This is a genomic window from Aeromonas sp. CD, from assembly GCF_033349375.1.
GTDB lineage: Bacteria > Pseudomonadota > Gammaproteobacteria > Enterobacterales > Aeromonadaceae > Aeromonas > Aeromonas hydrophila.
Genome location: NZ_CP137631.1, coordinates 4577240 through 4598821, shown reverse-complemented (window position 1 = coordinate 4598821; position 21582 = coordinate 4577240). Strand labels below are relative to the sequence as shown.

Genomic DNA, 21582 nt, shown 5'->3' with positions numbered 1-21582 from the left:
GTTGTTACCGGTAACATGTTACCGGTAACGTGCTAAGTTAGAACCCATCGGCAGCACGTTTTTTGAAAAATGAGATAGAGGTCAAACAATGGCGGGTAAGAGCATTATCGTGATGGGTGTATGTGGTAGCGGCAAGTCCAGCGTGGGCCTCAAGGTGGCCAGTGTGCTGGGCGCCAAGTTCATCGACGGTGATGATCTGCACCCCAGGGCCAATATCCAGAAGATGGCTGGCGGCAACCCGCTCAACGACGAGGATCGCGCCCCCTGGCTGGAGCGGATCCGCGACGCGGCCTACAGCCTGGAGCAGAAGAACGAGGTGGGCGTCATCGTCTGCTCGGCCCTCAAGAAGCAGTACCGCGATCAGATCCGTGAAGGCAACGAGTCGGTCAGCTTCCTCTTCCTCGACGGCAGCCAGCCGTTGATCCTCGAGCGGATGCGGGCCCGCAAGGGCCACTTCATGCGCGAAAGCATGGTACAAAGTCAGTTCGATACCCTGGAGCGCCCGGACGGCGAAGCCGGTGTATTCCACATCGATATCGACGGCACCTTCGAACAGGTGGTTGATCGCGCCGTCACAGCATTGGAGCAAGCCCAATGATCCATCAGGTCATTTCCAGCGTCACCGCCCGCATTCGCGAGCGCAGTGCCGCCCGTCGCCAGGCCTTCCTGGCCCGCATCCAGCGTCAGGCCGATCAGGGCAAGACCCGCGCCGCACTGGCCTGCGGCAACCTGGCCCACGCCGTGGCCGCCTCCAGCTGTGACGAGAAGGGACGCATCCTCGACATGACCCGTGCCAACGTCGGCATCGTCACCGCCTACAACGACATGCTGAGCGCCCATCAGCCCTATCAGGGCTATCCGGACATCATCAAGGCCTCGCTGGCCGAGCTGGGCCACAGCGCCCAGGTGGCCGGCGGCGTGCCCGCCATGTGCGACGGCGTGACCCAGGGGCAGCCGGGGATGGACATGTCCCTGTTCTCCCGCGACCTGATCGCCCAGGCGACCGCGCTGTCGCTCTCCCACAACACCTTCGACGCCACCCTGCTGCTCGGCATCTGCGACAAGATAGCGCCGGGCCAGATCATGGGGGCGCTCTCCCACGCTCACCTGCCCACCGCCTTCGTGCCGGCCGGCCCGATGGCGAGCGGCATCAGCAACGACGAGAAGGTGAAGGTGCGCCAGCAGTACGCCGCCGGCGAAGTGGGCCGCGACGCCCTGCTGCAGATGGAGTGCGGTGCCTACCACGCGGCGGGCACCTGCACCTTCTACGGCACTGCCAACACCAACCAGCTGGTGTTCGAGGCCATGGGTCTGATGCTGCCCGGTTCCGCCTTCGTGCACCCGCACAGCGAGCTGCGCCGCGCCCTCACCGAGGAGGCAGCCCGCCGCATCAGCGCCATGATCCCGGGGTCCCCGGCCTATCGCCCCCTGAGTGCGGTGATCGACGAGCGCTCGCTGGTCAACGGGCTGGTGGCTCTGCTCGCCTCCGGCGGCAGCACCAACCACAGCATCCACATGGTGGCGCTGGCCCGCGCTGCCGGCCTGCACCTGACCTGGGACGACATCAGCGATCTCTCCGACGTGGTGCCGCTGTTGGTGCGCATGTACCCGAACGGCCCGGCCGACGTCAACGCCTTCGAACAGGCGGGCGGCGTGCCCGGCCTGATGCGCCGGCTGGCTGAAGAGGGGCTGATCCACCTGGATGCCACCCCGGTGTTTGGCGAGATGCAGGATTACCTCAGCCGTCCGGCACTGGTGGATGGCCAGCTGGTATGGCAGCCGGTGGGCGAGAGCGGCGATGCGAGTGTGCTGTCGCCTTCCGGCAGCGTATTTCAGGCTACCGGCGGCACCAAGCTGCTGGCAGGCAATCTGGGCCGCGCCGTGGTCAAGGTCTCCGCCGTGGCTCCCGAGTATCGCGTCATCGAGGCGCCGGCGCGGGTCTTCTCCTCCCAGCATGCGGTGGAGGCGGCCTACAAGGCGGGCGATCTCAATCAGGACGCCGTCATCGTGGTGCGCCACAATGGCCCGGCCGCCAACGGCATGCCGGAGCTGCACAAGCTGATGCCGGTGCTCGGCAACCTGCAAAAGGCCGGTTACAAGGTGGCGCTGGTCACCGACGGCCGTCTCTCCGGCGCCTCCGGCAAGATCCCGGCCGCCATCCACGTCACCCCGGAAGCGCTGCACGGCGGGGCCATCGGCCTGCTTGCCGATGGCGACTTGCTGCGAGTGGACGCGGTAACCGGCAGCCTCGACTGCCTGACCGATTTGAGCGGCCGTACCCAGGCCGAGATCGACCTCACCCTGGAACAAGAGGGGTGGGGCCGTGAACTGTTCAGCGTGATGCGTCGCGCGGTATCGAGCGCCGAGTGTGGCGCCACTATTTTTGACTAAGAGCCTTTGACTAAGGAAGAGCTATGCAGAACTGGAAAGTGACCCCGGCCGAGGTGTTTGCCGCCTCCCCGCTGGTACCCGTGATGGTCATCAACGAGCTGGAGCAGGCCCTGCCGATGGCCAAGGCGCTGCTGGACGGCGGCATCTCGGTGTTCGAAATCACCCTGCGCACCCCGGTGGCACTCGATGCGATCGCCCTCATCGCCAAGGCGATGCCGGAGGCCATGGTCGGTGCCGGTACCGTGCTCAACTGCGCGCAGTTTGACGCCGCCGTGGCCGCCGGTGCCCGCTTCGTCATCTCCCCGGGGATGACCCCGGCCCTGCTGGCCCACGCGGCCAACAGCACGGCGCCGCTGATCCCGGGTGTGGCCACTCCGTCCGAGGTGATGCAGGCGCTGGAAGCCGGTTACGACCACCTCAAATTCTTCCCGGCCGAAGCGAACGGCGGCACCAAGGCGCTCTCCGCCATCGCCGCGCCGCTGCCCCAGGTGAAGTTCTGCCCCACCGGCGGTATCGGCCCGAAAAACGTGGCCGATTACCTGGCGCTGAAATGCGTGGCCACCGTCGGCGGCTCCTGGATGCTGCCGGCCGAGGCCGTCAAGAACGGTAACTGGGAAGAGGTGACCCGCCTCTCCCGCGAAGCCGTCGCTCTGGTCGCATCCTGATTTGACGCCGGCGTGAGCCGGACCTTCCGTTTGCCAAGCAAGCAGGCCACCCTCGGGTGGCCTGCTCTGTTCTGCTTGAATGGCGGGGGTCTGGCCCTCAGCCCAAGCTGTCCCCCTCGTACAGGGAGAAGCCCATGTCGAGCCGGGTGTCGGCCAGTGGCTGGCCGTTGAGGCGGGCCAGCAGCATGGTGGCGGCCGCACGGCCGATCTCCTTGCGCGGCGTGACGATACTGGCCAGCTTGGGGGTCATGGCGTGGCCGATGTCGAGGGCATTGCTGCCGGCGATGGCGATCTGCTGGGGCACGGGTATCCACTTGGCCTGACACTGCAGCAGGGCGCCCACCGCCAGGTCATCGTTGGTGCAGAACAGGCCGTCCAGATCGGGATAGCGCACCAGTGCCTGCTCCAGCAGCTGGCCGCCGAGGGTGAAGCTGGAGGATTGCTCGGTCAGCAGGTGCTGGCCGTTCAGGCCGAAATCCTGCATCGCCTGGTAGTAGCCTTCCATCCGCAGCTGGGTGCGCACGTCGAGCCGCGCACCGAGATAGACCAGCTTGCGTCGGCCTCGGCGCAGCATCTCTGTTACCATGGCCCGGGCGGCTGCCCGGTGATCCATGCCGACCACCATGTCGATGGGGCTCTGCGGCAGATCCATGGTCTCCACCACCGGGATGCCGGCGGTGGCAATCATCTTGCGGGTGCGCTCGGTGTGCTGGCTGTCGGAGAGGATCAGCCCATCCACGTGATAGGAGAGCAGGGAAGCGACCTGCTCCTCTTCCCGTTCCGGGCTGTAGCCGTAGTGGGCCAGCAGGGTCTGATAGCCGGCGGGCCGGGTCACCGATTCGATGCCGTGCACCACGGCGGAGAAGACCTGGTTGGAGAGGGAGGGGATCAGGATGCCGATCGCCTTGCTGGTGGCGTTGGAGAGAATGTCCGGCGCCCGGTTGGGGATGTAGCCGAGCTCCTCCACCGCGGCGGCGATCCGCTCGCGGGTGCCCTCGGCCACGGCTTGCGGGTCGCGCAGGTAGCGGCTGACGGTCATCTTGGTGACCCCGGTCAGGTCGGCTATGTCCTGCAGGGTGGGGCGGCGCTTGCGGGTGTCGTTCATCTCGGGATCCGGCAGAAATGTTACACGTAACATTACCGTTTTTGTTTAACAAAGTCAGCATATGACGCCATCAACAGGGGGAGTCGCGGGATGATCAAGGACAAGAGCTTCGAGGGCGTGCGCTTCGAGCAGCAAGACCTGGAGGGGGCGCAGTTCCAGGGGTGCCGTTTCATCGGCTGCAACTTCTCCTGGCTCGATCTGGCCGAATGCCGCTTCGTCGACTGCAGCTTCTATGACCGGGAGAGCGAGCAGAGCTGTTTGCTGCAGGGTTGCGACCTGCGTGAGGCGAGTTTTCTGCGCTGCGATCTCACCATGGCCGACTGCAGCCAAAGCCAATGTCTGGGGCTGGAGCTGCGCGACTGTCAGGCGCTGGGGATCAACTTCTCCCGCGCCAGTTTTGCCAACCAGATCACCGTCAAGAGCTACTTCTGCGAGGCGCACCTGACCGGCAACAACTTCAGTTACGCCAATTTCGAAGGGTGCCTGCTGGAGCAATGCGAACTGAGCGGCAATCGCTGGCAGGGGGCAAACCTGTTCGGTGCCTCGCTGGCGGGCTCCGATCTCAGCGGATCCGAGTTTGGCCAAATAGACTGGGCCAGCGTCAACCTGCAGGGTTGTGACCTGCGCCAGTGCGATCTGCCCGGGCTGGATCTGCGGCGGGTCAATCTGGACGGGGTGCAGATCAACGAAGATCAGCAGCAGGCCTTGCTGGAGCAGATCGGGCTGATCGTCTTCCCCTGAGCCGGCAGGAAAAGAGGTAAGTTTTCGTCATCTGCTGTCATGCCCGCGGCCGGCGGCGATGAAAAAAGCCTGCATGATGCAGGCTTTTCTGGATGGCAGGTTGGCGGCCGGGTGGCGGTCATCAGCGCTTGGCCAGCCACTTGGTGGGGTTGATCGCCTCGCCCTGATAGCGGATCTCGAAGTAGAGGCCGGGTCTGTCCTGGCCACCGCTGTCGCCGACCAGCGCCACCGGTTCACCCTGTTCCACGTTCTGGCCCACCTGGCGCAGCAGCGACTGGTTGTGACCGTAGAGGCTCATGTAGCCGCGGCCGTGATCGATCACCAGCAGCATGCCGAAGCCGTCGAGCCAGTCGGCGTAGACCACCTGGCCCGGTGCCACCGCCTTGACCTGGGTACCTTCACTGGCGCCGATCAGGGTGCCTTTCCACTTCAGTTCGGCGGTGCGCGGCGAGCCGTAGGCGATGAGGATGGGGCCCTGCACCGGCCAGCGCAGGCTGCCGTTGGTCTTGAGCCCGCTGTAATAGCCGGCGCTGCTGATCCCCGAACCCCGCTCGGGTTTGCTGCTGGCCACTTCCTCGGTCGGCTGCTGTTGCTGGGCTGCCTTGTTCTGTTGGGCAGCGAGCCGCTGTTGCTCGGCACGGCGCTGCTCTGCCAGCTTGCGCTGCCGCTCCTGCTCCGCCTTCAGCTTGGCGAGGCGTTCCCGCTCGGCCCGTTCGCGCCGTTCCTGTTCTTCCCGCTGGCGGCGCAGCTCTTCCAGCCGGGCCTTCAAGGTTTTTTCCGCCTTGACCAGCTTGCTCAGCTTCTGTTCGTCATCCTGAACCGATTGCTGCAGCTGGTTGCGCACCTTGGCGCGGCTCTGCTGGCTGGCCAGCAGGCTCTGATGATGTTGCTGCTGTTCGCTCAGCAGGCTTTGCAGCCGGCTTTCGGTCTCTTTGGTGGCCTGCTGGTTTTTGGCCAGCTTGGTGCGGGTGGCACGCAGCGCCTCGATGGCTTCGATGCGGGCCTTGTTGAGGTAGTCGTAGTAGTCGAGGGAGCGGCTCAGTTTGGCCGGATCCTGCTGATTGAGCAGCAGTTTGAGGTAATCGTGGTTGCCGGCGGTGAAGGCGCTCTCCGCCTGCTTGGCCAGCAACTGCTTCTGATGGCTGGCCTGCTGTTCCAGATCCAGCTTGTCCTGCTGCAGCCCCACCAGTTTCTGCTGGTTCTCTCTGAGCTGCTGCTTGGTCTGGTCGAGCTTGGCGGCGGCGGCCGAGATGGCCTGCTCATCAGCCTTGAGCTGGGTGTTGAGCTTGGCAAGCTCCTGCTTGCTGAGCTTGATGGTCTGCTGTTGTTCCTTGATCTGGGACTGCATGGCTCCGAGCTGCTGGTTGGCAGCCCAAGCCGTGGCCGGCCCGAACGACAGACAAAAAAACAGCGCGCCGGCCAACAGGCCGACGCGACTGGTTTTGGTTGAAATAACTTCGCATCCCCGCATGGGGAAGGATTATTTCAGAATCATCAGGGGCTTGCCAGTCATTTCCGGCGGTACCGGCAGACCCATCAGGGTCAGCATGGTGGGGGCCAGATCGGACAATTTGCCGCCTTCAGTCACCTCGGCCTTGCGACCGAAATAGATGAGCGGAACCGGGAGGTTGGTGTGGGCGGTGTGGGCCTGACCGGTCTCTTCGTCCATCATCTTCTCGGCGTTGCCGTGGTCGGCGGTGATCAGGCACTCGCCACCCACTTCGGCCAGGGCGTCGGTGACGCGACCGATGCAGTGGTCAACCGCTTCACAGGCCTTGACCGCGGCGTCGAACACGCCGGTGTGGCCGACCATGTCGCCGTTCGGGTAGTTGCAGATGATGACGTCGTACTTGCCGCTCTTGATGGCGCCGACCAGCTTGTCGGTCAGCTCTTCGGAGCTCATCTCCGGCTGCAGGTCATAGGTGGCCACTTTCGGGCTGGCGACGATCTCGCGATCTTCGCCAGTGAAGCAGGCCTCTTCGCCGCCGTTGAAGAAGAAGGTGACGTGGGCGTACTTCTCGGTTTCGGAGATGCGCAGCTGGGTCTTGCCCTGCTTGGCCAGCCATTCACCCAGAGTGTTGACCAGCGCGGTCGGCGGGTAGGCGCAGGCGGTTTTGATGTCGGCCGCGTATTCGGTCAGCATCACGAAGTTCAGCGCTGGGGTGGCGGTGCGGGCGAAGCCGGTGAAGTCGCTGTCAACGAAGGCGCGGGTGATCTCGCGGGCACGGTCGGCACGGAAGTTCATGAAGATCAGCGCATCGCCATCCTGCATGGGAGCGGCAGCACCGATGCGGGTGGCTTTGACGAATTCGTCGTTCTCGTCGCGAGCGTAGGCGGCGGCCAGGGCTTCGCTGGCGCTGTCGGCGGTGAACTCGCCCTTGCCCTGGGTCATCAGGTCATAGGCTTGCTGCACGCGATCCCAGCGGTTGTCGCGGTCCATGGCGTAGTAACGGCCGATCATGGAGGCGAAGCGACCCTTGCCCAGACGGGCGAACAGGGCATCGAACTGCTCGATGGAGGACTGGGCGGAGCGCGGCGGCACGTCACGGCCGTCCAGGAAGGCGTGGAAGTAGATCTGATCGGCGCCACGCTTGGCGGCCATTTCGATCATGCCCATGATGTGCTCTTCGTGGCTGTGCACGCCACCCGGGGACATCAGGCCCATGATGTGCACGGCCTTGCCCTTGGTCACGGCAGCATCGACCGCCTTGGCCAGCTCGACGTTCTGGAAGAAGTCGCCGTCCTGGATGTCTTTGGAGATGCGGGTCAGTTCCTGATAGACGATGCGACCGGCGCCGATGTTGACGTGGCCCACTTCAGAGTTCCCCATCTGACCATCCGGCAGACCCACGTCCAGGCCGGAGCCGGAGATCAGGGTGCTGGTGTAGTCACGGGCGAGACGGTCGAGGTTGGGAGTCTTGGCGGCAGCGACGGCATTGTGCTCTTGCTTGGTGCTGTAGCCCCAACCGTCCATGATGACCAGAACCAAAGGTTTCTTAGCTGTTGACATAAGGCTATGTCCTCTCGGATAGGAATGAATTGCGGGAAGTGAAACTAGCGTAATATTACTACATCTGCCGAAATAGTCACCTGATAGCCAAGCCCCGTCCGGCGGGGGCCGCACGCTGTTGCCGAGCTGTTTCTGCTTTGTCGCCGGCTTGTCGCACCACTCGACGAATCCTCGCCGCAGCGGGCTGAATGCCACTTTTTATGCCGCCGCTTTCCCCCGTCCCCGTCTGGTGGGAGCCCGCTCCCGCTTTGCCGCCAAGATGGCTGATCTTGGCTGGGTCCCCATGTATACTCGGGCACTTGTCTTGGTCCCTGGATAGTAGAAGATGCAAGAGTATTTGGATTTCGCGGCCCGCAACCCGCTGCTGACCGCAGCCTGGTTCGGCCTGGCAGGCACTCTGGTTTACACCACGGTGCGTGCTCGTTTTTCTCCGGTGAAGTCGGTGAACAACCACACCGCAACCCTGCTGATCAACCGTGAAAACGCCACCGTGGTGGACATTCGCAGTCAGGAAGAGTTTGCCAAGGGCCATCTGGCCGGTGCCCAGCACCTGCCGCTCAGCCAGATCCAGAGCAATAATCTGGGCCCGGTTGAAAAGCATAAAGATGCCCCCATCATAGTGGTGTGCGAGTCGGGGATGACCGCTGGTGGCGCGGGTCGCCAATTGAGCAAAGCCGGCTTCAAGCAGGTGTATGTGCTCAGCGGTGGCATGGCCCAGTGGCGTGCAGAGAATCTGCCGGTGACCAAAAAACGCTGATTTAAGGGCCTGCGCCCACCTATTTTCATAAAAGGAATCAAACAAAATGGCTGAAGAGATCAACAACCAGGAAGTACAACCGGAATTCCACATCCAGCGCGTCTACACCAAGGACGTCTCCTTCGAAGCGCCGAATACCCCGCACATCTTCCAGAAAGAGTGGCAGCCGGACGTCAAGCTGGACATGGACACCAAGACCAACATCCTGGCCGACAGCGTCTATGAAGTGGTACTGACCCTGACCGTGACCTGCAAGCTGGAAACCGAAACGGCCTTCCTGTGTGAAGTTCAGCAAGCCGGTATCTTCACCATCGGCAACCTGCCGGAGCCGCAACTGGCTCACTGCCTGGCTGCTTTCTGCCCGAACATCCTGTTCCCGTATGCCCGCGAAGCGGTGTCCAACCTGGTGAGCAAGGGTTCCTTCCCGCAGCTGAACCTGGCACCGGTCAACTTCGATGCCCTGTTTGCCCAGCATATGGCGCAGGCACAGGCCCAGCAGGCGACTGCGGAAGCCTGATAATGGCCGACCAGATCGCTATCTCGGTCTTGGGGGCGGGGTCTTATGGCTCCGCCCTTGCCATTTCTCTGGCGCGCAACGGTCATCCGACCCTGCTGTGGGGTCACGACCCTGCCCATGTCGCCGAGCTGGAACAAGACCGCTGCAACAAGGCTTTTCTGCCGGATGTCCCTTTTCCTGCCGATCTGCAGCTGACCGCCGATCTGCAACAGGCGGTACAAGCCGCCCCCGTGCTGCTGCTGGTGGTGCCGAGCCATGTGTTCGGTCAGGTATTGGCCCAGGTCAAACCCTTCCTGCGCCCGGATACCCGTATCGCCTGGGCCACCAAGGGGCTGGAGCCGGACAGCGGCCGTCTGCTGCAAGACGTGGCGCGCGAGGTGCTGGGTGACGAGATGCCGCTGGCGGTCATCTCCGGCCCTACCTTCGCCAAGGAGCTGGCCGCCGGTCTGCCGACCGCCATCTCGGTGGCGTCGACCCACGACGACTTTGCCGACGATCTCTCCTTGCTGCTGCACTGTGGCCGTTCGTTCCGGGTCTATACCAATCCGGACTTCATCGGTCTGCAACTGGGCGGGGCGGTCAAGAACGTCATCGCCATCGGTGCCGGTCTCTCCGACGGGCTGGGTTTTGGCGCCAACGCCAGGACCGCGCTCATCACCCGGGGTCTGGTAGAGATGCAGCGCCTGGGCGCCGCGCTCGGGGCAGATGCCAAGACCTTTATGGGGATGGCGGGGCTCGGGGATCTGGTGCTGACCTGTACCGACAACCAGTCGCGCAACCGTCGCTTCGGGCTGGCCCTCGGGGCCGGCAAGGACGTGAACACCGCCATGGCTGAGATCGGCCAGGTGGTGGAAGGCTATCGCAACACCAAGGAGGTGCATCTGCTGGCGGCCCGCTGTGGCGTCGAGATGCCCATCTGCGAGCAGATCTTCAAGGTGCTGTACGAAGGCAAGAATCCGAAAGAGGCGGCCATCGCCCTGCTGTCGCGAGACAAGAAGGACGAGTGATCCGCTCGCCGCAGAATGCAAAAGGCCCCGCCGGTTGGCGGGGCCTTTTCTTTGCTGCAAGGGCAGCAAATCAGTAGTAGGAGTGATCGCCGCGCTGGTGCTCGGTGGCATCCTTGACGCCGTTGAGCTCGCCGGGGAATTTCTCCAGCAGCTGCTTCTCGATCCCCTCTTTCAGGGTGTAGTCAACCATGGAGCAACCGTTGCAACCGCCGCCAAACTGCAGGATGGCCAGCTTGTCCTCGGTCAGCTCGACCAGGGTGACCTTGCCGCCGTGACCGGCCAGCATGGGGTTCACCTCGGACATCAACACGTACTCGATACGGTCGATCAGCGGAGCATCGTCGGCCACTTTGCGCATCTTGGCGTTGGGGGCTTTCAGGGTGAGCTGGGAGCCCATCTGATCGGTGACGAAATCGATGGTGGCATCCACCAGGAAGGGGGCGCTCAGGGGATCGACCAGGCAGTCGAAACCGCTGAAGGGCAGGTGTTGATCTTCCGGATCGACCGCGTCGGGTGGGCAATATGATACGCCGCACTCGGCATTCTGGGTTCCCGGATTGACCACAAACACCCGGATATTGGTGCCATCAGGCTGTTTTTCCAGCAGTTTACGGAAATGGGCCTGGGCGGTGTCGGAAATGCTGATCATCACTATCCTCATAAACCTGAGTGTACGACTAGGGTATTCATGATAACTCTCTTGGCAAGGCTTGGGTAGCATGCCGATGGTTACTTGAGATGCTTGAGGGTGCGACAGACGGCCCACACTTCCACCTTTGTGACTCCGCTCTCATGGAGCAAACGGGTGAGATGGCCGGCGGTCGCGCCCGTGGTGACCACATCATCAAGCAGCGCCACGTGCTGATAGGCGTGGGGCCTGATCTGGAAGGCGCCGCGCAGATTGCGCCGCCGCTGGCCGGCACTGAGCTTGGTTTGCTGCGGGGTTGCCCTGACCCGGCGCAGCAGGCGCTTGTCACAAGGAATGCCGGTCAGCTCGCTGAGAGTGATGGCTATCTCTTCCGCCTGATTGAAGCCGCGCCACCACTGGCGCCACCAGTGCAGCGGTACCGGAATGATGGCCTCTGGCGGCTCGCTGAGATCCAGATGGTCTGCCAGCAGCCGGGCGAGCAGCGGGGCCAGCAGGATCTGGCCGGAATACTTCAGCCGGGGGATCAGCATGGGGTAGGGGGGGCGGTAGTCACCGATGACCTGCAGCCGCTCCCATGGCCGCGGCCTGCGCTGGCAGCGACCACAGATCGGCAGGTGTTCTTCATGCATTGCCGGCAGGGGGGCTGCACACAAGCGGCAGGTATGCTCAGCCTGCTGCAGGGCCTGTCGGCACCAGCTGCACAGCAAGGGGTCAACATCGCAAGGCTGCTGGCAGAGCAGGCAGTTGCCCTGCCAGTCGGCATGGCGGCCGAGGATCGGACTTGCTTTGGCGAGCAACCGCTTTAACATGCTGACCCCAACAGAGTGAACAGGATCTGAGTCTAGATGAGCGTGTCGGTTGAGCGGTTTGGTCAGGGGCCCGATCTGGTGCTGTTGCACGGATGGGGAATGAATGGCGCGGTCTGGCACGGCATTGTGCCGGCCCTGGCGTCTCGCTATCGCGTCCATCTGGTGGATCTGCCCGGCTTTGGCAACAGTCCGCTGGCGGGCGAGGTAGCGTACAGTCTGCCCTGGCTGGCTGAACAGGTGGCAGCCATCCTGCCGGAGCGGTGCCATTTGCTGGGCTGGTCCCTCGGTGGCCTGGTGGCAAGCCAGTTGGCCTTGAGCCATCCCGAGCGGTTGCACTCCCTCATCACGGTGGCCAGCTCCCCCTGTTTCATGGCCCGTGACGAGTGGCCGGGGATCGCCCCCAAGGTGCTGACCAGTTTCAACCAGATGCTGGCAGGGGACTTCAAGCAGACCATAGAACGCTTCCTAGCGATCCAGGCCATGGGCAGCGAACATGCCAGAGACGATATCCGCCAGTTGCGCCACTGGCTGGCGGAGCGGCCCGCTCCCCAGCTTGCCGCGCTGGAGGCCGGACTCGGTTTGCTGGCCGAGGTCGATCTGCGTGATGAGTTGACACCATTGAGCCTGCCTTGGCTGCGAGTCTACGGTCGGCTGGATTCGCTGGTGCCCAAGGCGTCCATCCCTCTGCTGGACGAGCGTTACCCAAGCAGCCGCAGTGTGGTGCTGGAAAAGGCCTCACATGCACCCTTTATTTCCCATCCACAACAGTTCATTGAAATCATTGAACATTTTGTAGGTTGAAAAATAGCCAATTTGCTTCATTAATCCTCTGGCGTGGCGGATAATTAATCCAGTGTCAGAGGAGAGTTGTCATGCGTATAGATTCAGCACTGAACAGCGGTGTGCAAGGCTTTCAGCGTGCGGAGCAGATCGCCGACAAGGCATCCAGCCAGATCGCTAGGCTCAATACCCCAAGCGGCGACCAGGTCCAGCTGCCCGACGAGCTGGTCAATCTCAAGGTGGCCGAGGTGCAGGCCGGTGCCTCTGCCAAGGTGATCCAGACCGCCAGCGACATGATGGGAACCCTGATCGACATCCGGGTGTGACATGAACATCAATGTCAGTCTGCCGACCATCATTCCCAACCAGCTGCAACCGCAGACGGAATCGGCACGTACTGACAATCGCCGCGCGGCACTCATCCCCCAGAGCCGTCAGAGCGAGGCTTTCAACGCCGAGTCCGAAGTCGGCTCCCAGAAAGAGAAGTCCAGAGCCAGCCAGGCCAATCCCAATCAGACTTCCCAGCAGGCGCGCGAAGGTTCCCAGACCGGCAACCCGCAGGCGGCGATCGACAATCGCTTTGTCGAGGCCACCGGTGATGACGGCCAGCGCAACAAACAGCAGGATCCCAAGCAGCAGGAGCAACAGCAGAAGCAGGAGTTACAGGTCAAGGAGCTGGCCGACAGGGATCAGGAGGTGCGCACTCACGAGCAGGCGCATCAGAGCACCGGTGGTCAGTATGCGGGCAGCCCTACCTATGAATTTGCCATGGGACCGGATGGCAAGCGTTACGCGACCGGCGGTGGCGTCTCCATCGATATCGGTATCATTCCCGGTGATCCCAGAGCCACCATTGCCAAGATGCAGCAGGTGCGCGCCGCCGCACTGGCGCCTGCCGATCCCTCTTCCCAGGATCTGAGTGTCGCCCGAAGTGCCGCCGCCAAGGAGGCTCAGGCTCGCAAGGCGCTGATCTCCTCCGACCCCGACTCCGCACTGAGAGCTGATGGCAGTGCCAAGACCGGTGTACTGAACGGCTACATGGAGCAGCGCAACCAGGTCATCGCCCAGCGTTATCAGCAGGCGGTCAAACCCGCCAGCCCGCAGAGCCTGAGCCTCAGCGCCTGAAGTCCCCGCCGGATTTCCTCCCGGTTTTTTCCCTCGCTAGCAGCCATTTGCAACTAATCTGAGGGGTAATCCCATCCACGCTCACAGGAGTCGCCATGCATTTTGATGAAGTCAAACCGGAAGATTTTGCCACCTTCTCCCGTGTACCGCCGCCGCACCTCCAGATGGAGCAGTTCTTGATGCAGCTCGGCGGGGGCGGCACCGAAGGCACCCATTTCAAGAAGAAGGTGATGCTGGCAGCAGGTTGGAGCCATACCGGCGTGGTCTCCTATGGCAAGTATCCGCAAGAGGCCTGCAAGGCATTCAACCGCCTGCGGGAGGTACTGGCAGCCCATCGGGAGGCTGACGCCATTCTGGCTGCGCTGGCCCAATAAGGTTGAACAACGGCGACAAAAAAGCCCCTCGCGGGGCTTTTTGCATTCTGGGGGCTTATTTCTTCAGCTTCGAGAGGGCGGCCGCGAAGGCGTTGCCCATGGCTCCATCGGTCGGAGCACTCTGACGCGGTGCCTGCTTCGGCTTGGTATTGCCGGTGTGGCGCGGCTCGGCCGGTTTGCGGGCTGGCTGGCCGGCTTTTTCATCCAGACGCATGGTCAGACTGATGCGTTTGCGCGGTACGTCGACTTCCAGCACCTTGACCCGGACGATGTCGCCGGCCTTGACCACCTCGCGGGGATCTTTCACGAAGCGATCGGTGAGGGAACTGATATGCACCAGGCCATCCTGATGGACGCCGATGTCGACGAAGGCACCGAAGTTGGTGACGTTGGTGACCACCCCCTCCAGCACCATCTCGGGCACCAGATCGTTGATTTTCTCCACCCCTTCCTTGAAGGTGGCGGTCTTGAACTCGGGACGCGGGTCGCGGCCTGGCTTGTCCAGCTCACCGATGATGTCGGTGACGGTAGGCACCCCGAACTGCTCATCGGTGTAGTCGGCGGGCTTGAGGGTGCGCAGCAGGCTGCTGTTGCCGAGCAGGCTGTTGACGGTCTGCTCCAGCTTGGCGAGGATCCGCTCCACCACAGGGTAGGATTCCGGGTGCACCGCCGAGCCGTCCAGCGGGTTGCTGCCGCCGCGAATGCGCAGGAAGCCGGCGCACTGCTCGAATGCCTTGGGCCCGAGCCGGCTCACTTTCAACAGTTGTTGGCGGTGCTGGAAGGCGCCATTCTCGTCCCGGTAGGCGACGATGTTCTGGGCCAGGGTCTGGGAGAGGCCGGAAACCCGGTTGAGCAGGGCGACCGAGGCGGTATTCACATCCACCCCGACCGCGTTTACGCAATCTTCGACCACCGCATCGAGCCGGCGGGCCAGCTGGCTCTGGCCGACGTCGTGCTGGTACTGGCCGACACCTATGCTCTTGGGATCGATCTTGACCAGCTCGGCCAGCGGATCTTGCAGCCGGCGGGCAATGGAGACGGCGCCGCGAATGGAGACGTCGAGATCCGGGAACTCCTGGGAGGCGAGCTCAGAGGCAGAGTAGACAGATGCCCCCGCTTCACTCACCACGATTTTCTGCGCCTTGGCGGCCGGGTAGCGCTCGAACAGATCGCTCACCAGGCGGTCGGTTTCCCGCGAGGCGGTACCGTTGCCGATGCTGATGAGTTCGACCTTGTGCTTCTGGCACAGCTCGCTCAGGGTCTTGAGACTCTGGTCAACCTGGCGCTTGGGTTCGAACGGATAGATGGTCGCGTGATCGACCAGTTTGCCGGTGGCATCGACCACGGCTACCTTGACCCCGGTGCGGATGCCGGGATCCAGCCCCATGGTGCAGCGCATGCCCGCCGGCGCCGCCATCAGCAGATCCTTGAGGTTCATGGCGAATACCTTGATCGCCTCGTCTTCTGCTGACTCGCGGATGCGGCCGATCAGCTCGGTCTCCATCTGCAAGGAAAGCTTGATCTTCCAGGTCCAGCTCACCACCCCCTGCAGCCACTTGTCGGCCGGGCGGTGTTGCAGGTTGAGCCTGAGGTGATGGGCAATGATCCCTTCGCAGGGGCTGGCAGCCTCATCGTCGCCGGCAACCAGCGCCAGGTTGAGTACTCCCTCGTTGCGGCCACGCAACATCGCCAGTACCCGATGGGAGGGGGCCTTGTGCAGCGGTTCGTCATGCTCGAAGTAGTCCTTGAACTTGGCCCCTTCCTGCTCCTTGCCGGCCACCACGCGAGCGCGCAGGGTGGCGTTGTGCCACAGATAGTCGCGCAGTTTCTCCAGCAGATCGGCCTGCTCGGCGAAGCGCTCCATCAGGATGTAGCGGGCACCGTCGAGGGCGGCCTTGCCGTCGGTTATGCCCTGCTCCGCATTGAGGAAGCGAACCGCCTCCTGCTCGGGATCCTTCATCGGGTCGCTCAGCAGCAAATCCGCCAGTGGCTCCAATCCCGCCTCGATGGCCATCTGCCCCTTGGTGCGGCGCTTGGGCTTGTAGGGGAGGTAGAGGTCTTCCAGCCGGGTCTTGCTGTCGGCGTCGTTCAGCTCGCGGGCCAGCTCGGGGGTCAGTTTGCCCTGATCTTCGATGGAGCGCAGGATCACCTGGCGGCGATCCGCCAGTTCACGCAGGTAGCCGAGGCGGCTCTCCAGGGTACGCAGCTGGCTGTCGTCGAGACCGCCGGTCACCTCTTTGCGATAACGGGCGATGAAGGGGACGGTGGCACCTTCGTCCAGCAGGCGAACGGCGGCCTGCACCTGCTCCGGGCGGGCATTCAGCTCACCGGCAATCTGATGTTCTATTACGTGGCTTTGCATCGAGGGTCTCTTGGTCGGGTCCTGGTCAACGGGCAGGCGCGAGGCGATGTCGCCGGGCAGGGGTCTGTCCTGGCGGTACTCAAGGTACCAGCCGGACCACTGCCGCGCGGGCCGGTTGGCGCCGCAAGGCGCCGGGTGTGAGCACTATATGGGGTCGGGCAGCGGGATGCCACCCCGGCAAAAACGACGCTTGTCATACCCGGTGGGCGGACATGCTCGGTCTCTCCTGGCCTCGTCAGCCGATTTGGCAGTCAGGGCCGGCACTGGTTTATTTGGGATAGCTGATCTCATTGATGTACCAGCAGGCGTCACCGACTGGCGTACGCACTATGGCCTCGTCCCCCACCTCTTTCTTGAGCAGGGCCCGGGCCATGGGGGAGTCGATGGAGATGTAATCCTTGCGCTCGAAGATCTCGTCATAGCCGACGATGCGAAAGCGTTTGGTCTCTCCCTCCTCGTTTTCCACCTCGACCCAGGCACCGAAAAAGACCTTGCCATCCTGGGCGGGGGAGTAGTCGACGATCCCCAGCTCCTCGAGGCACTTGCGCAGGTAACGGACCCGCCGGTCGATCTCCCGCAGCCGTTTCTTGTTGTATTGGTAGTCGGCATTCTCGCTGCGATCACCGAGGCTGGCCGCCCAGGCCACTTTGCGGGTGGTCTCTGGGCGCTCCTCGCGCCAGAGGAAATCGAGCTCCTGTTTGAGCTTGTTGTAGCCTTCACGGGTGATCAGCTTGGTCTTCATCGGTCGTTACCTGCGTCAGTGGGGCTGATGAGCCTCTTATGGCTCGGCAGATCTTATCCGTTGTCGCCTTGCTGTCGAGCAAAAACTGGGGCATCTGAGGGGATGCTTGGGTGATAAGGTGCGGGGTGCAGGGGCGCAAAATCGGCTGAATGGGCAATAACCGGTAACATATTTAGGCTTGGCCGTTACGAGCCCGAGCTCTAGTATTGGCAGCATATCGAGAGGAGAGGCAAGCAATGAGTCAGCAATACAAGGTTCTGGTCGTCGACGATGATTTGAAATTACGTTCCCTGCTGGAGCGCTACCTGACCGAACAGGGGTTCGTGGTTCGGGGCGTCGCCAATGGCGAACAGGCCGACCGCCTGCTGACCCGTGAGAACTTCAGCCTGATGGTGCTGGATCTGATGCTGCCGGGGGAAGACGGCCTCTCCATCTGCCGCCGCCTGCGCGAGGCTGGCAACCAGATCCCGGTGCTGATGCTGACCGCCAAGGGGGATGAGGTGGATCGCATCGTCGGGCTCGAGATGGGTGCTGACGATTACCTGCCCAAGCCGTTCAACCCCCGTGAGCTGCTGGCCCGGATCCGCGCCGTGCTGCGCCGGCACACCGTCGAGTTGCCGGGGGCCCCCTCCACCGCCGAGAAGGTGGTGAGCTTTGGCAGCTATCAGCTCAACCTGGCGACCCGCGAGCTGAGTCGTGATGGTGACCCGGTTGCGCTGACCAGCGGTGAATTCGCCGTGCTCAAGGTGCTGGTGAGCCATCCGCGCGAGCCTCTCTCCCGCGACAAGCTGATGAACCTGGCCCGTGGTCGCGAATATACCGCCACCGAGCGCAGCATCGACGTGCAGGTCTCCCGTCTGCGTCGCCTGCTGGAGCAGGACCCGGCGCAGCCCCGTTATCTGCAGACCGTCTGGGGTCTGGGCTATGTGTTCGTGCCGGACGGTGACGGCGAATGAAGAAAGTGAGCAGCATGTTCTCCCGCATGCTCTGGTTTTTGGCCGCCGTGCTGGTGGTCTATCAGTTTGTCTCCTATGCCACCTTCTACAACTATCTGCTGGCGCCGACCGTCAAGCAGATCAGTCACCTGCTGGCCAACCAGGTCAAGCTCATCTTCCCGGTCGAGAGCAACCAGCTGGCGTTGAGTGAAGACGCCGAGGCGTTGGTCTATGTGGCGACCGGCAGCGACATCTATACCCAGACCGAGGCGGAGCAGCACGGGCTCAACGAGTCCAAGCCCTACACCTATCTGGAAGAGAGCATCAGCCGCGAGCTGGGGGGCAAGACCAAGGTCAGGGTCGAGATCCAGGATCACTACATCATCTGGATCCAGCCGCCCCAGGCCAACAAGGTGTGGGTGCGCATCCCGCTGACCGAGATCGAGGACGACGACATCGAGCCGCTGATCCTCTACATGAGCGTGCTGCTGGTGGTGACCCTGTTCGCCGCCTGGCGCTTTGCCCGCCAGCTGGTGCGGCCGCTGGAGGATCTGGAGGCGGGGGCCGTGGCGGTGGCGCGCGGCAATTTCCCCGATGCGTTGGGAGAGCAGGGCTCGCGTGAGGTGCGTCGGCTGACTCGCACCTTCAATCACATGTCTAGCTCCATCAAGGGCCTGATCGAGGAGCGCAACCTGATGATGGCGGGCGTCTCACACGATCTGCGTACCCCGCTGACTCGTATCCGGCTGGCGACCGAGATGATGTCCTCCGGCGATGAGTATCTCAAGGAGAGCATCAACGCGGACATTGACGAGTCCAATGGCATCATCGATCAGTTCATCGACTACATTCGGCCGGACGAGGGGCTGGATACCCAGCAGATCGACCTGACCCAGCTGATCCACGACAGCTTGCTGGTGCAGACCGATCAGGGTCTGGAGGTGGAGCTCGAGTTGCCGGCCGAGGCGGTGCGGGTGGCCTGCAACCCCATCAGCATCCGCCGTATCCTCAACAACCTGTCGGGCAATTCGCTGCGCTACGGTGCGAGCCGGCTGCAGGCCGAGCTCAAGGATGATGGTCACTGGGTGCGGCTGCGCCTGTCGGATGATGGCCCCGGCATTCCGGAGCAGGATTACTACCGGGTGCTCAAGCCCTTCACCCAGGGCAACGAGGCCCGTACCGGCAGCGGCAGCGGCCTGGGGTTGGCCATCGTCGCCAAGATCGTGTCCCAGCATCACGGCACCATCAGGCTGGGGCGCTCCGAGCTGGGGGGCTTGCTGGTGGAGATCCGGCTGCCCAAGAACCAGCCGCTGGAGTGGATTGATTGAACAAAGGGCGTATCCGTGGATACGCCCTTCGTATGTCAGGCTTGCGGCTCGCTGGTCTTGCGGTAGCGCCTGCCGTATTTCAGCTGCTGGATCAGCAGGGCGACGACGATGAGCGCCAGCCCGATCGGGGTGGCCGGGTGGATGGTTTCGCCGATCAGCAGGTTGAGCAGCACCAGCGAAGCAAACGGCGAGATGAAGATGAGGTTGCTGATGGGGGCCGTGTTGGTGGCGTGGCGCAGCGCCATCAGCCAGAGCACGAAGCCGAAGCCCATCTCGAACAACCCCACGTAGATGGCGCCAGCCCACCCCTGCCAGGCGGTCATGGCAAAGTCCGAGAGCAGCCAGGTTGCCGCGACGATAAAGGGCAGGCTGATGAGGAAGCCGAGCAGCAGGCTGACGATGGGGTCGCCCTGGTTGCGGGTGTTAAGGATCCAGTAGCCGGCCCAGATCAGGGTCGACACCAGTGCCAGCGTAACGCCGAGGGGACTGTCGAACTGCAGACCGAATACATCCCCCTTGGTGGCAATCACTAGAGCACCGAAGTAGCCGAGCACGATGGCGACTCCGTCGCGGCGGCGCAGCTTCTGACCGAGGAAGGGCACCGCCAGCAGACTGAGGGTGATGGCCCAGGTGTAGTTGAGGGTCTGTGCCTGCTGGGCGGGTAGCAGGTCATACGCCTTGAACAGCAGCAGGTAATAGAGGAAGGGGTTGAGCACTCCCAGTGCCAGATAGTAAAAGGGGCGACTCTTGATGTAGCCGAGCAGCAGCGGCAGTTTGCCCTGACAGGCCACGATCCCCCCCAGCGTCAGGGTCGAGGTGCAGGCCGCGACCAGCAGCAGCTGCACCGGTTCAAAGTAGGCGAGGGAGATCTTGAAGGCACTGGCGACCGTCGACCAGAGGGCGACGGCGCAGAGTCCATATTGATAGGCTTTTTTCTGATCTTTGAGCATGGGGTGTCGTTCCGATGACGAAGGCCGGCGCACAGTCTACCAGCCTGTTTGCAACATTGTCGTTACCCCTGCCAGGCAAGGGCTTGCCCAGCCGTTGGCGAGATCCATCTGTCACATAAAATTGCGCACAATCTGTTCGCCTTCTCTTGCGCAAATTGAAAAAATCCGTATAATCCCCTCCGCTTACCCATGAGGTAAGCCAGACGATATGTCTGCTTGCTGAGTTTCCCGCTTGCGGGGGCCAGCCATACAGTCCTCCCGATATGGGGGGAAACGTGAAAAATCACACCTCTGGCGGGAGAAATCTCGGTCGGGCGGTGTTGATTTATGTTCTTTTATCTATTGGAGCTCTGTCAATGCAGAACCAAAGAATCCGTATCCGCCTGAAGGCTTTTGATCATCGCCTGATTGATCAATCCACTGCGGAAATCGTTGAAACTGCTAAGCGCACTGGCGCGCAGGTTCGCGGTCCTATTCCGCTGCCGACTCGCAAAGAGCGCTTCACCGTCCTGATCTCCCCGCACGTCAACAAAGATGCGCGTGATCAGTACGAGATCCGCACTCACAAGCGTCTGGTAGACATCGTTGAGCCGACTGACAAGACCGTAGACGCCCTGATGCGTCTGGATCTGGCAGCTGGTGTAGACGTCCAGATCAGCCTGGGTTAATTACGGAAAGAGGTTGATAACAATGACAATCGGTCTTGTAGGTCGCAAAGTGGGTATGACTCGCATCTTCACTGAAGATGGCGTTTCTATCCCGGTGACTGTTATCGAAGTTGAAGCTAACCGTGTAACTCAGGTCAAATCTGTAGAAACCGACGGCTACAACGCTATTCAGGTTACCACTGGCGCCAAAAAAGCCAGCCGTGTGACCAAGCCGGAAGCTGGCCACTTCGCCAAAGCTGGTGTAGAAGCCGGTCGCGGTCTGTGGGAATTCCGCCTGAACAACGGTGAAACTTTCACTGTTGGTAGCGAGCTGAAAGTAGATCTTCTCGCTGACGTTAAGCTGGTAGACGTTACCGGCACATCCAAAGGTAAGGGCTTTGCTGGTACTGTTAAGCGCCACAACTTCCGCACCCAGGATATGACCCACGGTAACTCCTTGTCTCACCGCGTTCCGGGTTCTATCGGTCAGAACCAGACTCCGGGTCGTGTATTCAAGGGCAAAAAGATGGCTGGTCACATGGGTGCTGAGCGTGTAACGACTCAGAACCTGGAACTGGTTCGTGTTGACGCTGAACGCAACCTGCTGCTCATCAAAGGTGCAGTACCGGGTGCAACCAACGGCAACGTGATCGTCAAACCTGCCGTCAAAGCGTAACGTCTGAGGAGA

The 21582-nt window shown here is 62.4% G+C and carries 23 protein-coding genes; 15 read left to right on the top strand and 8 right to left on the bottom strand.

What is annotated here, in order from left to right; all coding sequences use genetic code 11:
• Positions 1-88: 88 nt before the first annotated feature.
• Genes R2E40_RS21560 through R2E40_RS21550 form a run of 3 tightly spaced genes read left to right on the top strand, consistent with a single transcriptional unit; the run spans position 89 to position 3056 of the window.
• Positions 89-598, top strand: a complete 510-nt coding sequence (locus R2E40_RS21560) for a gluconokinase (RefSeq protein WP_005307862.1) — start codon at positions 89-91, stop codon at positions 596-598.
• A complete protein-coding gene (gene edd, locus R2E40_RS21555) occupies positions 595-2391 on the top strand; it encodes a phosphogluconate dehydratase (RefSeq protein WP_318164352.1) in 1797 nt (598 codons plus the stop codon). Before R2E40_RS21560 ends, edd begins: the two co-directional genes overlap by 4 nt.
• A gap of 23 nt (positions 2392-2414) precedes the next feature.
• Positions 2415-3056, top strand: a complete 642-nt coding sequence (locus tag R2E40_RS21550; protein ID WP_318164351.1) for a bifunctional 4-hydroxy-2-oxoglutarate aldolase/2-dehydro-3-deoxy-phosphogluconate aldolase — start codon at positions 2415-2417, stop codon at positions 3054-3056.
• A gap of 97 nt (positions 3057-3153) precedes the next feature.
• On the opposite strand, the gene R2E40_RS21545 is transcribed toward R2E40_RS21550, so the two are convergent.
• Positions 3154-4161 (bottom strand): substrate-binding domain-containing protein, encoded by a 1008-nt coding sequence (locus R2E40_RS21545; RefSeq protein ID WP_103828659.1) that lies wholly within the window; start codon positions 4159-4161, stop codon positions 3154-3156.
• A gap of 90 nt (positions 4162-4251) precedes the next feature.
• On the opposite strand from R2E40_RS21545, the gene R2E40_RS21540 reads away from it, so the two are divergent.
• The gene (locus tag R2E40_RS21540) at positions 4252-4902 is read left to right on the top strand and encodes a Qnr family pentapeptide repeat protein (protein ID WP_016349102.1); all 651 of its coding nucleotides are present in this window, start codon (positions 4252-4254) and stop codon (positions 4900-4902) included.
• A gap of 121 nt (positions 4903-5023) precedes the next feature.
• Here R2E40_RS21540 and envC read toward each other — a convergent pair whose 3' ends face one another.
• Both envC and gpmM read right to left on the bottom strand, forming a co-directional pair.
• On the bottom strand, positions 5024-6373 hold the full coding sequence (gene envC, locus R2E40_RS21535; protein ID WP_043118209.1) for a murein hydrolase activator EnvC: 1350 nt from the start codon (positions 6371-6373) through the stop codon (positions 5024-5026).
• 9 nt (positions 6374-6382) lie between these two features.
• Complete coding sequence (gene gpmM, locus R2E40_RS21530) at positions 6383-7912, bottom strand: 2,3-bisphosphoglycerate-independent phosphoglycerate mutase (protein ID WP_318164350.1); 1530 nt, start codon at positions 7910-7912, stop codon at positions 6383-6385.
• A 325-nt stretch (positions 7913-8237) separates the two neighbouring features.
• Here gpmM and R2E40_RS21525 point away from each other — a divergent pair, with 325 nt between their 5' ends.
• From R2E40_RS21525 to gpsA, 3 genes are read left to right on the top strand one after another with little or no spacing between them, the layout of a single operon-like run.
• Positions 8238-8669 (top strand): rhodanese-like domain-containing protein, encoded by a 432-nt coding sequence (locus tag R2E40_RS21525; protein ID WP_005307875.1) that lies wholly within the window; start codon positions 8238-8240, stop codon positions 8667-8669.
• 46 nt (positions 8670-8715) lie between these two features.
• The gene (secB, locus tag R2E40_RS21520; protein WP_011704300.1) at positions 8716-9186 is read left to right on the top strand and encodes a protein-export chaperone SecB; all 471 of its coding nucleotides are present in this window, start codon (positions 8716-8718) and stop codon (positions 9184-9186) included.
• A 2-nt stretch (positions 9187-9188) separates the two neighbouring features.
• A complete protein-coding gene (gpsA, locus tag R2E40_RS21515) occupies positions 9189-10193 on the top strand; it encodes an NAD(P)H-dependent glycerol-3-phosphate dehydrogenase (protein ID WP_011704301.1) in 1005 nt (334 codons plus the stop codon).
• Positions 10194-10263: 70 nt separating this feature from the next.
• Here gpsA and nfuA read toward each other — a convergent pair whose 3' ends face one another.
• Together nfuA and R2E40_RS21505 are read right to left on the bottom strand one after the other, a co-directional pair.
• Complete coding sequence (gene nfuA / locus R2E40_RS21510; RefSeq protein ID WP_011704302.1) at positions 10264-10842, bottom strand: Fe-S biogenesis protein NfuA; 579 nt, start codon at positions 10840-10842, stop codon at positions 10264-10266.
• Positions 10843-10922: 80 nt separating this feature from the next.
• Positions 10923-11651: a ComF family protein gene (locus R2E40_RS21505; RefSeq protein WP_318164349.1), complete on the bottom strand. Its 729-nt coding sequence runs from the start codon at positions 11649-11651 to the stop codon at positions 10923-10925.
• 36 nt (positions 11652-11687) lie between these two features.
• On the opposite strand from R2E40_RS21505, the gene bioH reads away from it, so the two are divergent.
• The 4 genes from bioH to R2E40_RS21485 all read left to right on the top strand — a co-directional run bounded on the left by bioH (position 11688) and on the right by R2E40_RS21485 (position 13930).
• Positions 11688-12452, top strand: a complete 765-nt coding sequence (bioH, locus tag R2E40_RS21500) for a pimeloyl-ACP methyl ester esterase BioH (RefSeq protein WP_318164348.1) — start codon at positions 11688-11690, stop codon at positions 12450-12452.
• A gap of 71 nt (positions 12453-12523) precedes the next feature.
• A complete protein-coding gene (locus tag R2E40_RS21495; RefSeq protein ID WP_005319796.1) occupies positions 12524-12757 on the top strand; it encodes a hypothetical protein in 234 nt (77 codons plus the stop codon).
• A gap of 1 nt (position 12758) precedes the next feature.
• Complete coding sequence (locus tag R2E40_RS21490) at positions 12759-13556, top strand: putative metalloprotease CJM1_0395 family protein (protein ID WP_318164347.1); 798 nt, start codon at positions 12759-12761, stop codon at positions 13554-13556.
• A 95-nt stretch (positions 13557-13651) separates the two neighbouring features.
• Positions 13652-13930 (top strand): hypothetical protein, encoded by a 279-nt coding sequence (locus tag R2E40_RS21485; protein WP_011704307.1) that lies wholly within the window; start codon positions 13652-13654, stop codon positions 13928-13930.
• A 55-nt stretch (positions 13931-13985) separates the two neighbouring features.
• On the opposite strand, the gene R2E40_RS21480 is transcribed toward R2E40_RS21485, so the two are convergent.
• Positions 13986-16292, bottom strand: a complete 2307-nt coding sequence (locus R2E40_RS21480) for a Tex family protein (protein ID WP_318164346.1) — start codon at positions 16290-16292, stop codon at positions 13986-13988.
• Positions 16293-16560: 268 nt separating this feature from the next.
• Complete coding sequence (gene greB, locus R2E40_RS21475) at positions 16561-17034, bottom strand: transcription elongation factor GreB (protein ID WP_318164345.1); 474 nt, start codon at positions 17032-17034, stop codon at positions 16561-16563.
• A gap of 236 nt (positions 17035-17270) precedes the next feature.
• Here greB and ompR point away from each other — a divergent pair, with 236 nt between their 5' ends.
• Together ompR and envZ are read left to right on the top strand one after the other, a co-directional pair.
• A complete protein-coding gene (gene ompR / locus R2E40_RS21470) occupies positions 17271-17990 on the top strand; it encodes a two-component system response regulator OmpR (RefSeq protein ID WP_005307934.1) in 720 nt (239 codons plus the stop codon).
• The gene (gene envZ / locus R2E40_RS21465; RefSeq protein ID WP_017410611.1) at positions 17987-19297 is read left to right on the top strand and encodes a two-component system sensor histidine kinase EnvZ; all 1311 of its coding nucleotides are present in this window, start codon (positions 17987-17989) and stop codon (positions 19295-19297) included. Before ompR ends, envZ begins: the two co-directional genes overlap by 4 nt.
• Positions 19298-19332: 35 nt before the next feature.
• On the opposite strand, the gene R2E40_RS21460 is transcribed toward envZ, so the two are convergent.
• Positions 19333-20247, bottom strand: coding sequence for a DMT family transporter (locus tag R2E40_RS21460; RefSeq protein WP_318164344.1), 915 nt, complete (start codon positions 20245-20247; stop codon positions 19333-19335).
• Positions 20248-20603: 356 nt separating this feature from the next.
• Here R2E40_RS21460 and rpsJ point away from each other — a divergent pair, with 356 nt between their 5' ends.
• Both rpsJ and rplC read left to right on the top strand, forming a co-directional pair.
• The gene (rpsJ, locus tag R2E40_RS21455) at positions 20604-20915 is read left to right on the top strand and encodes a 30S ribosomal protein S10 (RefSeq protein ID WP_005307944.1); all 312 of its coding nucleotides are present in this window, start codon (positions 20604-20606) and stop codon (positions 20913-20915) included.
• Positions 20916-20937: 22 nt separating this feature from the next.
• Positions 20938-21570 carry a 50S ribosomal protein L3 gene (gene rplC / locus R2E40_RS21450; protein ID WP_005340620.1) on the top strand — a complete coding sequence of 211 codons (633 nt, stop codon included), beginning with the start codon at positions 20938-20940 and terminating at the stop codon, positions 21568-21570.
• Positions 21571-21582: the final 12 nt, after the last annotated feature.

Coding starts and splice junctions, on each gene's coding strand:
- R2E40_RS21560 (WP_005307862.1), top strand. CDS start 89: ATGGCGGGTAAGAGCATTATCGTGATGGGTGTATGTGGTAGCGGCAAG.
- edd (WP_318164352.1), top strand. CDS start 595: ATGATCCATCAGGTCATTTCCAGCGTCACCGCCCGCATTCGCGAGCGC.
- R2E40_RS21550 (WP_318164351.1), top strand. CDS start 2,415: ATGCAGAACTGGAAAGTGACCCCGGCCGAGGTGTTTGCCGCCTCCCCG.
- R2E40_RS21545 (WP_103828659.1), bottom strand. CDS start 4,161: ATGAACGACACCCGCAAGCGCCGCCCCACCCTGCAGGACATAGCCGAC.
- R2E40_RS21540 (WP_016349102.1), top strand. CDS start 4,252: ATGATCAAGGACAAGAGCTTCGAGGGCGTGCGCTTCGAGCAGCAAGAC.
- envC (WP_043118209.1), bottom strand. CDS start 6,373: ATGCGGGGATGCGAAGTTATTTCAACCAAAACCAGTCGCGTCGGCCTG.
- gpmM (WP_318164350.1), bottom strand. CDS start 7,912: ATGTCAACAGCTAAGAAACCTTTGGTTCTGGTCATCATGGACGGTTGG.
- R2E40_RS21525 (WP_005307875.1), top strand. CDS start 8,238: ATGCAAGAGTATTTGGATTTCGCGGCCCGCAACCCGCTGCTGACCGCA.
- secB (WP_011704300.1), top strand. CDS start 8,716: ATGGCTGAAGAGATCAACAACCAGGAAGTACAACCGGAATTCCACATC.
- gpsA (WP_011704301.1), top strand. CDS start 9,189: ATGGCCGACCAGATCGCTATCTCGGTCTTGGGGGCGGGGTCTTATGGC.
- nfuA (WP_011704302.1), bottom strand. CDS start 10,842: ATGATCAGCATTTCCGACACCGCCCAGGCCCATTTCCGTAAACTGCTG.
- R2E40_RS21505 (WP_318164349.1), bottom strand. CDS start 11,651: ATGTTAAAGCGGTTGCTCGCCAAAGCAAGTCCGATCCTCGGCCGCCAT.
- bioH (WP_318164348.1), top strand. CDS start 11,688: ATGAGCGTGTCGGTTGAGCGGTTTGGTCAGGGGCCCGATCTGGTGCTG.
- R2E40_RS21495 (WP_005319796.1), top strand. CDS start 12,524: ATGCGTATAGATTCAGCACTGAACAGCGGTGTGCAAGGCTTTCAGCGT.
- R2E40_RS21490 (WP_318164347.1), top strand. CDS start 12,759: ATGAACATCAATGTCAGTCTGCCGACCATCATTCCCAACCAGCTGCAA.
- R2E40_RS21485 (WP_011704307.1), top strand. CDS start 13,652: ATGCATTTTGATGAAGTCAAACCGGAAGATTTTGCCACCTTCTCCCGT.
- R2E40_RS21480 (WP_318164346.1), bottom strand. CDS start 16,292: ATGCAAAGCCACGTAATAGAACATCAGATTGCCGGTGAGCTGAATGCC.
- greB (WP_318164345.1), bottom strand. CDS start 17,034: ATGAAGACCAAGCTGATCACCCGTGAAGGCTACAACAAGCTCAAACAG.
- ompR (WP_005307934.1), top strand. CDS start 17,271: ATGAGTCAGCAATACAAGGTTCTGGTCGTCGACGATGATTTGAAATTA.
- envZ (WP_017410611.1), top strand. CDS start 17,987: ATGAAGAAAGTGAGCAGCATGTTCTCCCGCATGCTCTGGTTTTTGGCC.
- R2E40_RS21460 (WP_318164344.1), bottom strand. CDS start 20,247: ATGCTCAAAGATCAGAAAAAAGCCTATCAATATGGACTCTGCGCCGTC.
- rpsJ (WP_005307944.1), top strand. CDS start 20,604: ATGCAGAACCAAAGAATCCGTATCCGCCTGAAGGCTTTTGATCATCGC.
- rplC (WP_005340620.1), top strand. CDS start 20,938: ATGACAATCGGTCTTGTAGGTCGCAAAGTGGGTATGACTCGCATCTTC.